This is a genomic window from Burkholderia plantarii, assembly GCF_001411805.1.
Taxonomy (GTDB): Bacteria; Pseudomonadota; Gammaproteobacteria; order Burkholderiales; family Burkholderiaceae; genus Burkholderia; species Burkholderia plantarii.
The window spans coordinates 20,611-32,835 of the sequence record NZ_CP007213.1; the positions used below are offsets into that span (position 1 = coordinate 20,611).

At 66.4% G+C, this 12,225-nt stretch carries 12 protein-coding genes; 5 read left to right on the top strand and 7 right to left on the bottom strand.

Annotated elements, in window-relative coordinates:
• Window positions 1-12: 12 nt before the first annotated feature.
• Window positions 13-1,362: a glucarate dehydratase gene (gudD, locus tag bpln_RS17900; protein ID WP_042626815.1), complete on the top strand. Its 1,350-nt coding sequence runs from the start codon at window positions 13-15 to the stop codon at window positions 1,360-1,362.
• An 82-nt stretch (window positions 1,363-1,444) separates the two neighbouring features.
• Window positions 1,445-2,362 (top strand): 5-dehydro-4-deoxyglucarate dehydratase, encoded by a 918-nt coding sequence (kdgD, locus tag bpln_RS17905; protein ID WP_042626816.1) that lies wholly within the window; start codon window positions 1,445-1,447, stop codon window positions 2,360-2,362.
• Window positions 2,363-2,493: 131 nt separating this feature from the next.
• Here kdgD and bpln_RS17910 read toward each other — a convergent pair whose 3' ends face one another.
• From bpln_RS17910 to bpln_RS17925, 4 genes are all read right to left on the bottom strand, one after another.
• Complete coding sequence (locus bpln_RS17910) at window positions 2,494-2,958, bottom strand: hypothetical protein (RefSeq protein WP_042626817.1); 465 nt, start codon at window positions 2,956-2,958, stop codon at window positions 2,494-2,496.
• 72 nt (window positions 2,959-3,030) lie between these two features.
• On the bottom strand, window positions 3,031-4,242 hold the full coding sequence (locus bpln_RS17915; RefSeq protein WP_042626818.1) for a patatin-like phospholipase family protein: 1,212 nt from the start codon (window positions 4,240-4,242) through the stop codon (window positions 3,031-3,033).
• Complete coding sequence (locus bpln_RS17920; protein ID WP_042626819.1) at window positions 4,239-5,024, bottom strand: 3-hydroxybutyrate dehydrogenase; 786 nt, start codon at window positions 5,022-5,024, stop codon at window positions 4,239-4,241. The genes bpln_RS17915 and bpln_RS17920 overlap by 4 nt, the downstream gene beginning before the upstream one ends.
• A 48-nt stretch (window positions 5,025-5,072) precedes the next feature.
• A complete protein-coding gene (locus tag bpln_RS17925; protein ID WP_042626820.1) occupies window positions 5,073-5,813 on the bottom strand; it encodes an acetoacetate decarboxylase in 741 nt (246 codons plus the stop codon).
• 436 nt (window positions 5,814-6,249) lie between these two features.
• Between bpln_RS17925 and bpln_RS17930 the strand changes: the two genes are divergently transcribed.
• The gene (locus bpln_RS17930; protein ID WP_055139580.1) at window positions 6,250-6,831 is read left to right on the top strand and encodes a phosphatase PAP2 family protein; all 582 of its coding nucleotides are present in this window, start codon (window positions 6,250-6,252) and stop codon (window positions 6,829-6,831) included.
• A 96-nt stretch (window positions 6,832-6,927) separates the two neighbouring features.
• On the opposite strand, the gene bpln_RS17935 is transcribed toward bpln_RS17930, so the two are convergent.
• The 3 genes from bpln_RS17935 to bpln_RS17945 form a co-directional block, all read right to left on the bottom strand.
• Entirely contained in the window at window positions 6,928-7,167 is a 240-nt protein-coding gene (locus bpln_RS17935) for a hypothetical protein (protein WP_055139581.1), read from the bottom strand.
• 253 nt (window positions 7,168-7,420) lie between these two features.
• A complete protein-coding gene (locus bpln_RS17940) occupies window positions 7,421-8,245 on the bottom strand; it encodes a siderophore-interacting protein (protein WP_042626823.1) in 825 nt (274 codons plus the stop codon).
• Between the two features lie 57 nt (window positions 8,246-8,302).
• A complete protein-coding gene (locus bpln_RS17945; RefSeq protein WP_055139582.1) occupies window positions 8,303-9,100 on the bottom strand; it encodes a PadR family transcriptional regulator in 798 nt (265 codons plus the stop codon).
• Between the two features lie 650 nt (window positions 9,101-9,750).
• Between bpln_RS17945 and bpln_RS17950 the strand changes: the two genes are divergently transcribed.
• A complete protein-coding gene (locus bpln_RS17950; protein WP_055139583.1) occupies window positions 9,751-11,574 on the top strand; it encodes an AAA family ATPase in 1,824 nt (607 codons plus the stop codon).
• A gap of 3 nt (window positions 11,575-11,577) precedes the next feature.
• Window positions 11,578-12,222, top strand: coding sequence for a 4Fe-4S single cluster domain-containing protein (locus tag bpln_RS17955; RefSeq protein ID WP_055139584.1), 645 nt, complete (start codon window positions 11,578-11,580; stop codon window positions 12,220-12,222).
• Window positions 12,223-12,225 lie beyond the last annotated feature (3 nt).

The window sequence follows — 12,225 nt, forward strand, 5'->3', positions numbered from 1 at the left end:
AGGTAACGCACCATGACCTCGAACCCCGTCCAGGCGAACGCCACCCCCGTCGTGACCGAACTGCGCGTCGTGCCGGTGGCCGGCCGCGACAGCATGCTGATGAACCTGAGCGGCGCGCACGGCCCGTTCTTCACGCGCAATATCGTGATCCTGCGCGACAGCAGCGGCCACACCGGCATCGGCGAAGTGCCGGGCGGCGAGGCGATCCGCAAGACCATCGACGACGCGCGCGAGATCGTGGTCGGCCAGTCGATCGGCAACCTGCAGGCGATGCTGAACCGCGTGCGCTCGCAGTTCGCCGATCGCGACGCCGGCGGCCGAGGCCTGCAGACCTTCGACCTGCGCACCACGATCCACGCCGTCACGGCGCTCGAGGCGGCGCTGCTGGACCTGCTCGGCCAGCACCTGAACGTACCGGTCGCGGCGCTGCTCGGCGAGGGCCAGCAGCGCGACGAGGTGGAGATGCTCGGCTACCTGTTCTACATCGGCGACCGCAACAGGACCGACCTGCCCTACGCAAGCGGCGCCGACGGTCGCGACGACTGGGAACGCCTGCGCACCGAGGAAGCGATGACGCCGGAGGCGGTGGTGCGGCTGGCCGAGGCCGCGCAGGCGCGCTACGGCTTCAACGACTTCAAGCTCAAGGGCGGCGTGCTGGCCGGCGACGCGGAGATCGAGGCGGCGCGCGCGCTGGCCGAGCGGTTCCCGAACGCGCGCGTGACGCTCGACCCGAACGGCGCCTGGTCGCTGGCCGAGGCGGTGCGTCTGTGCCGCGACATGCACGGCGTGCTCGCCTACGCGGAAGATCCGTGCGGCGCCGAGAACGGTTATTCGGGCCGCGAGGTGATGGCCGAGTTCCGCCGCGCCACCGGCCTGCCGACGGCCACCAACATGATCGCCACCGACTGGCGCCAGATGGGCCACGCGATCCAGCTGCAGTCGGTGGACATTCCGCTCGCCGATCCGCACTTCTGGACCATGCAGGGCTCGGTGCGCGTCGCGCAGATGTGCAACGACTGGGGCCTGACCTGGGGCTCGCACTCGAACAATCACTTCGACGTCTCGCTGGCGATGTTCACGCACGTGGCCGCCGCCGCGCCGGGCAAGATCACCGCGATCGACACGCACTGGATCTGGCAGGACGGCCAGTTCCTGACGCAGGATCCGCTGCAGATCGTCGGCGGCAAGGTGAAGGTGCCCGCCAGGCCGGGCCTCGGCATCGAGCTCGACATGGACGCGCTGGAGCGCGCCAACGCGCTGTACGAGCAGCATGGCCTGGGCGCGCGCGATGACGGCATCGCCATGCAGTACCTGATCCCGAACTGGAAGTTCGACAACAAGCGTCCGTGCCTGGTGCGCTGACGCGCGCCGGCCAACGCCGCCTCGAACTCCGCAACCGGTCGAAACCGACCCGAATCCAACCGACTCAGAACCCGGCAACGCCATGACCACGCCTCAGGAACTCAAGCAGATCATTTCGGAAGGGCTGCTGTCCTTCCCCGTCACCGACTTCGACGCCGAAGGCAACTTCCGCCCCGGCACCTACGTCGAACGCCTCGAATGGCTCGCCCCCTACGGCGCCTCGGCCCTGTTCGTGGCCGGCGGCACGGGCGAATTCTTCTCGCTCACGCGTGACGACTACTCGAACGTGGTGCGCACCGCCGCCGAAACCTGCAAGGGCAAGGTGCCGATCCTGGCCGGCGCCGGCGGCCCCACGCGCGTGGCGATCGAATACGCGAAGGAAGCCCAGCGCCTCGGTGCCAACGGCATCCTGCTGATGCCGCACTACCTGACCGAAGCGTCCCAGGAAGGCATCGCCGCGCACGCCGAGGAAGTCTGCAAGGCCGTGCCCGACATCGGCGTGATCATCTACAACCGCGCCAACTCGAAGCTCAACGCCGACATGCTCGAGCGTCTGGCCGAGCGCTGCCCGAACCTGATCGGCTTCAAGGACGGCGTGGGCGAGATCGAGGCGATGGTCACCATCCGCCGCCGCCTGGGCGAGCGCTTCGCGTACCTCGGCGGCCTGCCGACCGCGGAAGTCTATGCCGCGGCCTACAAGGCGCTGGGCGTGCCGGTGTACTCGTCGGCCGTGTTCAACTTCATCCCGAAGACGGCGATGGACTTCTACCGCGCGATCGCGGCCGACGACCACGCAACGGTCGGCAAGCTGATCGACGACTTCTTCCTGCCGTACCTGAAGATCCGCAACCGCCGCGCCGGTTACGCGGTGAGCATCGTGAAGGCCGGCGCGAAGCTGGTCGGCCACGACGCCGGCCCGGTGCGCGCGCCGCTGACGGACCTGAACGAGGAAGAACTGGCGCAGCTCGACGCGCTGATCAAGCAGCTCGGCGCGCAGTAAGCCAGACGCGGCGTTGCGGGGCTGGCTGGAGGATCGGCCGGCTCGCGGCAGGCGCTGGCGATCGCCCCTCGTCTCCCCCCGGGAGCGAGGGGTTTTGTTTTTGACGCGCCTACGGGCGCGCGCTTGTCACCTCACAGCTTGCCCGCCTGCCCCAGCGTCACCACGCGCGCCCAGCGCCGGGCGGCGCGCCGGTCCGGCATCGGCAGCGTCCACGCCGCGCGCGACGCGTCGCGAAAGCCGACCACCAGGCACCACTGCCCGTCCACGAGCCGTGCCTCGCAGGCGCCGACATCGCTGAGCGTGACATGCGCCTCGGTGCCTTCGCGCGACAGCCACAGCAGCCCCTGCGTCGACGACAGCTTCAGCGCGGCCGGCCCATGGCGCATCACGTGCGTCCAGCCGCCTTCCTTCGTGTTCGGCGCGATCTCGCGGCGGCGCCGGATCCAGGCGGCCAGCGCGGCGGCCAGCAGCACGGCCACCACGGCTGCCAGGGCGATCGCGATGCCGGTGCCGAACTGCGCGGCGGCGTCGCGGAACGCCACGATCGCGCCCCACGCGAGCGCGGCCAGCACGAAGAGAACGATCAGGATCGGCATGACGAAAGACGGCAGCGGGAGAGAAAAGGAAAACGCGGCCGGCGCGTGCCGCGCCGGCCGCGCGGACCCCCGTCAGCGGGGACGGTGGATGTCGTGCGTGACGAAGCCGGCGTCGTTGACCGGCAGCGCCAGCGCGTCGTGCACGGCGAGCGTCCTGCGAATGTCGGAGAGCCCCGCGGACCAGTGGTCGCGCATCGTCGACAAGCCGAACTGATAGTCCTTGTAGTCGTGCTCATACGACTTCTGCTGGTAGATCAGATGCTGCACGTTGTAGCGCTTGCCGGTCGACAGCACGGCCGCCTGCTGCGCCCACGGATCGCTGTTGCGCACGTCCTCGGGCACCAGTTCGAGCACGCGGCGCAGCACGTTGCGAAAGCGCTGCTCGCGCTGCAGCGTGTCGGTGACGAAACGCGTGCGGCTCGAATACTGCACGTCCTTCATGCGCTCGGTGACGTCGGCGAGCGTGCCCGGCAGCGGCCCGCGCGCATTCCAGAGATCCACCTGGAACGCCAGCGTGTCGCGTCGCGGCGAGGCGCGCAGCACTTCCATCAGCGGCGTGTTCGACACCACGCCGCCGTCCCAGTAGAACTGGCCGTCGATCTCGACCGGCGGGAACGCCGGCGGCAGCGCGCCCGAGGCCATGAAATGCTCGGGGCGCAGCGTCATCCGGGTGTTGTCGAAGTAGGTGAAGTTGCCGGTGGCGACGTTGACCGCGCCCACCGACACGCGGATCTCGCCCGAGTTGATGCGGTCGAAGTCGCAGAGCTTGAGCAGCGTGGCGCGCAGCGCCGAGGTGTCGTAATAGCTGACGCGCTCGGGATCGTCGCGCACGCCCGGCAGCGGCGGCGGGAAGCGCGGCACGAAGAAGCCGCGCTGCCCCTGCAGGATCGCGCTGGCCGCCTGCGAGGCCGTGAATGCCTGGCGCACCGATTCGACGCTGTTGAACAGCGCGAACTCGAGCGCCGCCGGCAGGGCCGGGAAGAACGCCGGCTGGCAGATCGTGTCCCAGAACTCGCGCAGGCGCTCGAGCTGCCGCTCGGGCGGATTGCCGGCGATCAGCGCGGTGTTGAGCGCGCCGATCGAGATGCCGGCGATCCAGTTCAGCGGGATGCCGGCCTCGTGCAGCCCCTCGAACACGCCTGCCTGATAGGCGCCGAGCGCGCCGCCGCCCTGCAGCACGAGCGCGACCGTTTCGTAGGGCAGCGTGCTTGCCGGCGGCGCGCCGGCCTGCGGCTGCAGGTCGGGGTCGCTGGCCTGCTTCTCGGTGCGGGCGCGCGGCTTCATTGCATGAACCAGCCGTGGCTGACGACGAACGACTGGCCGGTGAGCGCCGCGCTCGGGAACGCCGACAGGAACAGCACCGTCTGCGCCACGTCTTCCACGGTCGTGAACACGCCGTCCACCGTGTCGCCGAGCATCACGTTCTTGACCACTTCCTCTTCGCTGATGCCGAGTTCCTTGGCCTGCTCGGGGATCTGCTTGTCGACCAGCGGCGTGCGCACGAAGCCCGGGCAGACCACGTGCGAGCGCACGTTGTGCTTCGCGCCTTCCTTGGCCAGCACGCGCGCGAGGCCGAGCAGGCCGTGCTTGGCCGTCACGTAGGCCGACTTCAGCGGCGAGGCCTCGTGCGAATGCACCGAGCCCATGTAGATCACCACGCCGCCGCGGTCGTCCTTGTACATGTGCTTGAGCGCGGCCTTGGTGGTCAGGAACGCGCCGTCCACGTGGATCGCCTGCATCTTCTTCCAGTCGGCGAACGAGTAGTTCTCGATCGGGTTGACGATCTGGATGCCGGCGTTCGACACCAGGATGTCGATCGTGCCGAATTCCTGCGCGGCCTTGTCGATGCCGGCGTTCACGGCTTCCTCGCTCGTGACGTCCATCGCCACGCCGAGCGCCTTGCCGCCCGCCTGCCTGATCTGCTCGGCCACCGCGTTCGCGCCGTCCTGGTTCAGGTCGGCGATCACCACGGCCGCGCCGGCCCTGGCGAGTTCCAGCGCGATTTCCTTGCCGATGCCGCTTGCGGCGCCCGTCACGACCGCGGTCTTGCCATTCAGATTGCTCATGATCGTTGTTCCCGTGTGATGGTTGGAAGAAGAGGGAGCCGCAGGGGCTTACTGCGCGAGGTAATCGTAGACCACTTCGCCGAGGCCGAGCGTGAGGTCGGCCATGATGTGGCGCGCCTCGACGATCTCCAGCACCGGCAGGTCGGCCACCGGCGCGAGCGCGTGCGGCGCCAGATGCAGCGAGGCCGGGCCGGTCCAGGCGCCCTTCATCTGGATGTCCTGCAGGTAGTAGCGCACCAGCTCGCAGATGCGCGGGCTGCCGTCCACGTGCGGAATGATCTTCAGCAGATAGTTCGCGCCGGCCAGGCGCTGCTGCTGTTCGACGAGATCGAGTTCCTTGTGCTTGTAGCCCATGGTGCCCGTCGCGACGCGCACCGGGCCGTAGTCGAGCGTGCCGAGCAGCGTGTCGATATGGGTTTCCAGCGTCGGCTGCGCGAGCTTCTTCGGGAATCCCCACAATTCGCGGCCACCCGCGATCGGCGGGTGATCGTTCAGGTACATCGCGAGCGTGTAGCTGCCCGGCTTGCCGTCGAACTCCACCGGAATCACCTGGCCGCTCTCGGTGTAATCGCCGAAGCCGGTGGAATCGGGCATGCGGATGAACTCGTAGTTGACGAGCGGCTGCGTGACCTTCAGCGGCTCGGGAACGATTTCCCGCAGCCGGTCCAGATCGGTGCGATAGGTGATGATCAGGAACTCACGATTGATGAAGCGGTAGGGGCCCATCGGAAAGGCGGGATTCGTGAGCGGCATTGCGAACGCGTTGGACCGGACTTGACTCGGATTCATGCGGACTCCTGTGGATCGCTGCTGATGGCGGGTGTCGTAATCCTATTCTGTTGCAGATCGATTGTGCGGTGCCGCAAGCGGAAAAGTTTATTGCTTAATTTGCAGCATCCATGCCGTGAAGCCCGCGCATTGGCACGCAAAACCGGATAAATCGGTGAGGCCATACCTGGATCATCCCGTGCCGACGTGACGTTCGTGTGTGGGCTGCGGTGAGGAAATTCGGGAGTCAGGGTGAGAGAATACGGGATGCGATTTCCGTGCGATACGACTTTATTGTTGCGCGGGACATTGAACTTCCGCGGTGTGGTGCCGTCGAAGTGCCGCGCCGCAGCATGTGTTTCAGGCGGCTTTCAATCGTGGCGCGCCATTACGTTTTCCTTGTCATTGCACCTCGCGCGACCCGCTCGCGATGCCGCGCGAGCCTGCCCCTTGCACCATGCCAAACCTCGATCTCGCGATGTTCTCCGCGCTCAATGCCGGCCGCGATCCGCAGCCGGCGGTCATGCATCTGGCCGTGTTCGCGGCCGACTGGCTGGTGGGCGTGGTGCCGCTGCTGCTGGCGGCGCTCTGGCTGGCCGGCACGCGTCCGGTGCGGCGCGCGGCGATCGCGGCGGCCGTGAGCGCCGGCCTCGCGCTACTGCTCGCGCAGCTCGTGTCGAACTGCTGGTATTCGCCGCGCCCGTTCGCGCTCGGCATCGGCACGCAACTGATCGCGCACGTGCCCGACAGCGCGTTTCCGAGTCATCACATGGCGTTCATCTGGAGCGTGGCGGCGCGGCTCTGGCTGTCGCGCACCACGCGCGCGCTCGGCGTGGCCACCGCGATCGACGCGCTGCTGGTGGCGTGGGCGCGCGTGTATGCGGGCGTTCACTGGCCGCTCGACATGGTGGGCGGCGCGCTGACGGGCAGCGTCGCCGCGCTGCTCGTGCAGCGTTACGGCGGTGCGCTGGTGGCGCGGATCGAGCGGGCCGGGGAGGTGGCGAGGATGATCGCGACGGGCAATCTGCGCGGTCGTTGAGCGGACTGCCGGTTGTCGACGGAATGAGGGCGGCGAGGGCCGGGCTGCGTAGCGTTCAGGCGGCGCGGCGACCGCCGGCGCGCGCCGCTCGGCCGCTCAGCCCGGCGTGCGCGAGGCAGGTGCCTCGGGCGCCACGTCCGGCGACGAGCCCGTGCTGCCGTGTAGTTCAAGGCTGTCGTTCGGCGCGTGCCGCGATGCTTCGCGATCGAGCGCGCTGTCGCGCAGGATCGCGCACATCGCCACGAACAGCGCGATCGCCAGTGCCGCGAGCGTGCAATAGCCGAAGATCCGGAGCGACCGGGCCAGGGATGCGTGCGTGTGGTGATCGGAGGTCATGGTCGTGCGCCGTGGCGATGAGCATGTGCCCGCACCGGCGGACACCGCGTGGCTGCTGCACTGTCGTTCGCGGCCGGCTGGCTTCGTCGTGCTGCGCGAGGCGAGGCGGCCGATGCCGATGGCCCGCCGGTCGCGATCGCGTCGCGAACCGGCGGGCCATTCAGTGAGATATATACCACGCGCGGCGGCGATACAAACGCCGCTCGCCTATTGTTCACAAGCTTACCGAACCGATGGCGACGGCGCCCTTGTCTCAGTCGTCGAGCGTCTCGTGGACGCCGGTCGCGCCGCGCTTCCAGTACGCCGAGGCGCGGATGCGTGACTTGTGGACGCCGCGCGCGTCGCACAGGTGCTGGCGCACCGCGCGCATCGCGGCGGCTTCGCCGGCGGCCCAGACGTAGCCGTCGCCGGACGGCAGCGGCAGGTCGCGCAGCGCGGCGACCAGCTGCGCGCCGTCGCCGGCGGCCGCGGCCGGATCGTTGCGATAGCGCCAGATCGCGTAGACGTCGGCCGCCGTGTCGAATTCGAGCTTCGCCGATTCGTCCGCCACCTCGATCACGATCGCCGCGCGGGTGCCGGCCGGCAGTTCCGCGAGGCGCCGCGCGATCGCCGGCAGCGCACTGTCGTCGCCGATCAGCAGGTGCCAGTCGAAATCGGTCGGGACCACGAACGATCCGCGCGGGCCGCCGATCGCGAGCGTCTGGCCGACTGCGGCCTGGCCGGCCCATTGCGAGGCCGGGCCCGGATGATGCAGCACGAACTCGAGGTCCAGCTCGCGCGCGGCGCGGTCGTAACGGCGCGGCGTGAAATCGCGCATGATCGGCTTCGGCGCGCCGTCGGGCAGCACCAGGCCGTTCGGGCCGAGTTCCGGCAGCGTCGGTTCGGTGTCGCCGGGCGCCGGGAAGAACACCTTGACGTGATCGTCGAACGACGCGCTGACGAAGTCGTCGAGATCGTCGCCGCCGAGCGTGACGCGCAGCAGGTGAGGCGTGACATGGGTGATGCGCCGGACGGTCAGCACGCGGCGTTTCAGGGGGTGACGCACGCGCGTGACCGCGCGTTCGGTGGGGTTCTGCATCGATCGGATCTCCGAAGGCAAGCGGGAAGGCGGAATGGACGGGCGAGGCGTGCGGGCTCAGGCTTGCGGCGGCGGGCCGTCGATCTCGGCCGCGGCGCGGCGCAGGATCCCGGCGATGCGGCGCTGTTCGTCCGGTGCCGCCGCGCTCTTGCGAAACAGTGCCTGCCGCAGCGTCATGCGCGCCTCGACGAACTCGGGCAGCCAGCCGCCTTCCGGGGTCTCGTCGGCGCCCTCGCCGGCCTGACCCGTCTGGTTCGCGAACGCGCGGCGCATGAACTCCATCTTGCGGCCGAGGTGCGCGAGCTTCGCGAACAGCAGCTCGACGCGTTCGCGCTGCGCGTCCAGATGCGTGCGGCCGGCTTCGGCGAGCGCGTAGCGCTTGCGGTTGCCGTCGGCCTCCACCGTCACGTAGCCGAGTTCCTCCAGATACGTGAGCGCCGGATACACCATGCCGGGGCTCGGCACGTAGAAGCCCTGCGAGCGCGTGTCGAGCGCCTTGATCAGCTCGTAGCCGTGGCTCGGCTGCTCGGCGAGCAGCGAGAGCAGCATCAGCTGCAGGTCGTCGGAATTGAACTGGCGGCCGCGCGGCATGCGCGGATCGTCGAAACCGCCGGGGCCGCCGGGGCCGCCGAAGCCCTCGGAAAAGCCGCCGAAGCCGTGGCCGTGGCGACCGCCGCCGCGCCGGCCGCCGACCATCGCCCAGAGGCGGAACAGGCCGTGGTGGTGCGGGTGGTGGCCTTGATGGTGGCCGTGGTGATCGTGATGGTGGCGCTGGCCGTGATGGCCGCGGTGTTCGTGGCGGCCTTCGTGGCCGGGCACGGCGCCGAAGATGTCGTGGTGATGGGAGCGACGCATCGTGTTCTCCTTGAGATATGTCTTAAGATGTATCGAAAGATATATATCTAAAGATATAAGATCAAGGGGAAAATTTGGGGCGGGATGGTGGCTGGCTTGCAAATTCCCGACGGCGAGGCGGTGCTGGCCATGCCGGTCGTCACGTGAGGTGATCTAATGCAGCCGCTTCGGACGGCCCGGAATGGTTCACACAAAGTCTTCCGATACCGCGGACTCTCGATAATGGAAAGGACTTGATTCATCATTGAACGGACACCGCATAGAGGTGGCAGCGTTGCTGCCTGGTATTGAAGCCGTATTGATTTGTTTCAGTGCCGTGACATGTGCCGATAAATACAAATGCGGACGCCGAGATGGTCAGAGTCTATTGGACACACTGCGGTATCTCGTGAATATCGCGCTCATCGGATTCGCTTTGGTTTCATGTGGTGCCTCGAACGGATCGTGTGAAGATTGTCATTGGATCAGAGAACATCGGATGATGTTCGTCGTGACTACTCGGCGAGAGCAATAACCGCATCGTCAGCGGCTCCAAGGAAACACCTCGGCTTTCGAAAAAGCCCGGCTTCTTTCCGAAATCGGCGTTCACCCAGCATATATCGATCGGCTGGCTATGCTAACGTCTCGTTTTCCGAGCGCGCTGTCACAATATGTCTGCCTACGTCAAACCAAGATGGTTACGGGATCTGTTACGTTTCCTTCCGTTAAAGAGCCAGTTCGTCCTGTCAGGGAATGTGCGTGACCTGCAGGCATGCGAGGTGGCGCCGGATGTGGTGACGGCGCAGTCGTTGGTCAGTACGCTCGGCGACGCCTTGCGGGAGGTGGGTCATGCCCAGTTGGTCGTCTGGAATCCGGTTGCGGGTTTCACGGTGCCGGACAGTCGGGTGCCATCCATGGAGCCGGCCGATGAAACGTTGCGGCGCCTTGGGCTGACGCCGATCGACGGCGTGGCGCCAGGTGGCATCGATGTGCTCACCGCGTGCCTCGAGCGTCTGGTCATGCTGCCGGGTCGGCCAATCGCCCTTGTCGTCGATTTTGCCTCCCGCCTGGCAATTCGCGCCGAAACGCTGAACCCTGCTGAGCACACGCTTTTTACGCGCGCGCTGGTTTTGGCGCACATGGCGGCGCCGCGTCCTGCTGGCGAATTGCGACGGCCGTTTTTCAATACCGTGATATGGATCGTCGACAAGGAAGGAGATCTGCCTGACTGGCTGCTGATCGACAATCCGCGCATCCGGCATATTCCCGTGTCGAAACCCGACAGCGCTGCGCGTCGTGCGTTGGCGGGCGCATTGCTGAGCGGCGTACCCGGTGCGCAAGTGGCTACGCAGGACAGTTTGACGGCGGCGGAGAAAGCTTTTGTCGATGGCGCCGAGGGTTTGCTGTTGGCCGACATGAATGCAATCGCGACGCTTGCCCGAGTCGAGCAGGTTCCCGTCGAAAAGATCGCCGATGCCGTGCGGCGCTACAAGGTCGGCGTGACCGAGGATCCTTGGCAGCAGATCGAGCGCGACAAGATTCGTCATGCCGAGACCTTCGTTCGGCAGCGCGTCAAAGGCCAGGCGCATGCGGTCACGCACATGCTCGATCTCGTCAAGCGCGCCATGACGGGAGTCGGAGCCCAGCGCAAAGGTAACCGGCCGCGTGGGGTGGCATTCCTGGCAGGCCCGACCGGCGTCGGGAAAACGGAGCTTGCCAAGACCATCACAAGCCTGTTGTTCAGTGATGAAAGCGCTTACATCCGTTTTGACATGTCGGAGTTCAGCGCCGAGCATGCCGACCAACGGCTGATCGGCGCGCCGCCCGGCTATGTCGGCTATGACGTTGGTGGGGAACTGACGAATGCGATTCGCGAGCGTCCATTCAGTGTGGTGCTGTTCGATGAAATCGAAAAAGCGCATCCGCGCATTCTCGACAAGTTCCTGCAGATTCTCGATGACGGTGTGCTGACATCGGGGCGCGGCGATCGAGTCTATTTCTCCGAGGCACTGATCATCTTCACCTCGAACCTCGGCATCTATCGTCAGGACGAATCGGGCCTGCGCGTGCCGAATGTCCAGCCGGGTGAGGATTTTGCGGAGATCCAGAAAAAGGTGCTCAGCGAGATTCAGCAACATTTCAAGCTGGTCCTGAATCGGCCGGAAATCCTGAACCGTATCGGCGAGAATGTCATCGTCTTCGATTTTATTCGCGAGGATGTCGCGATCGATATCTTCGAGCAGATGATTCGTGGTGTGCTCGACGACGTCACGGCCCAAGGCATCAGCGTCGATCTGGACGTGGAGTCGAGGATGGCGCTCCAGTTGCTATGCCTAGGCGATCTCTCCAATGGCGGGCGCGGTATCCGCAACCAGATCGAGGCGCATCTGCTCAATCCGCTGGCGCGCGGTCTGTTCGATCAGGACGCGAACGCGGGCGACCGGTTCGTCATCGCGGGCATCAACTCGGGCACTTTTCAACTGCAGAAGCGTTAGTTCATGGACATCCGCGTTTCACGCCTGCATTTTCCTGTCACGACGCTCGGCCCGGGACGGCGCGTCGGAATTTGGTTTCAGGGGTGCTCGATTCGATGCCCGGGTTGCATTTCGATGGATACCTGGGCAAGCGTCGGGGGCGATACCACGGTCGGTGCCGTGCTGGCACAAGTTGGAACGTGGCTGCCCGATGTCGATGGCATTACGATTTCCGGCGGCGAGCCGTTCGATCAACCCGAGGCGCTGCTCGCGCTCCTGCAAGGCCTGCGGCAGCTATCGGCCTGCGACGTCCTCGTCTACAGCGGCTATGCGATCGAATCCCTGTCTGCCACCATGGCCCGAGCCGACGGCCTGATCGATGCGTTGATTTCCGAACCGTTCGACATGGCCGTCCCGCAGACACGTCCATTGCGGGGTAGCGACAATCAACGCTTGCATTGCCTGACCCCTCTCGGTCACACGCGTTTTGCACAGTACGAGCACGCTTCACGCAACGGCGGCAAGGTGCTGGATGTGATGTTCGACGAGGATGGCAGCGTCTGGTTCGCGGGGATACCGGAACGGGGCGACTTTGAACGCTTGAGAGACCTATTGACCGATCAGGGCCATCAGGTTCGGATCAGCGCCGACAAGGCGAAAAACAGATAAGAC

Bases quoted from the DNA above. Each gene is read 5' to 3' on its own strand.
- bpln_RS17950 (WP_055139583.1), top strand. From the start codon at position 9,751: ATGTCTGCCTACGTCAAACCAAGATGGTTACGGGATCTGTTACGTTTC.
- bpln_RS17915 (WP_042626818.1), bottom strand. From the start codon at position 4,242: ATGAAGCCGCGCGCCCGCACCGAGAAGCAGGCCAGCGACCCCGACCTG.
- bpln_RS17925 (WP_042626820.1), bottom strand. From the start codon at position 5,813: ATGAATCCGAGTCAAGTCCGGTCCAACGCGTTCGCAATGCCGCTCACG.
- bpln_RS17920 (WP_042626819.1), bottom strand. From the start codon at position 5,024: ATGAGCAATCTGAATGGCAAGACCGCGGTCGTGACGGGCGCCGCAAGC.
- kdgD (WP_042626816.1), top strand. From the start codon at position 1,445: ATGACCACGCCTCAGGAACTCAAGCAGATCATTTCGGAAGGGCTGCTG.
- gudD (WP_042626815.1), top strand. From the start codon at position 13: ATGACCTCGAACCCCGTCCAGGCGAACGCCACCCCCGTCGTGACCGAA.
- bpln_RS17955 (WP_055139584.1), top strand. From the start codon at position 11,578: ATGGACATCCGCGTTTCACGCCTGCATTTTCCTGTCACGACGCTCGGC.
- bpln_RS17935 (WP_055139581.1), bottom strand. From the start codon at position 7,167: ATGACCTCCGATCACCACACGCACGCATCCCTGGCCCGGTCGCTCCGG.
- bpln_RS17945 (WP_055139582.1), bottom strand. From the start codon at position 9,100: ATGCGTCGCTCCCATCACCACGACATCTTCGGCGCCGTGCCCGGCCAC.
- bpln_RS17930 (WP_055139580.1), top strand. From the start codon at position 6,250: ATGCCAAACCTCGATCTCGCGATGTTCTCCGCGCTCAATGCCGGCCGC.
- bpln_RS17940 (WP_042626823.1), bottom strand. From the start codon at position 8,245: ATGCAGAACCCCACCGAACGCGCGGTCACGCGCGTGCGTCACCCCCTG.
- bpln_RS17910 (WP_042626817.1), bottom strand. From the start codon at position 2,958: ATGCCGATCCTGATCGTTCTCTTCGTGCTGGCCGCGCTCGCGTGGGGC.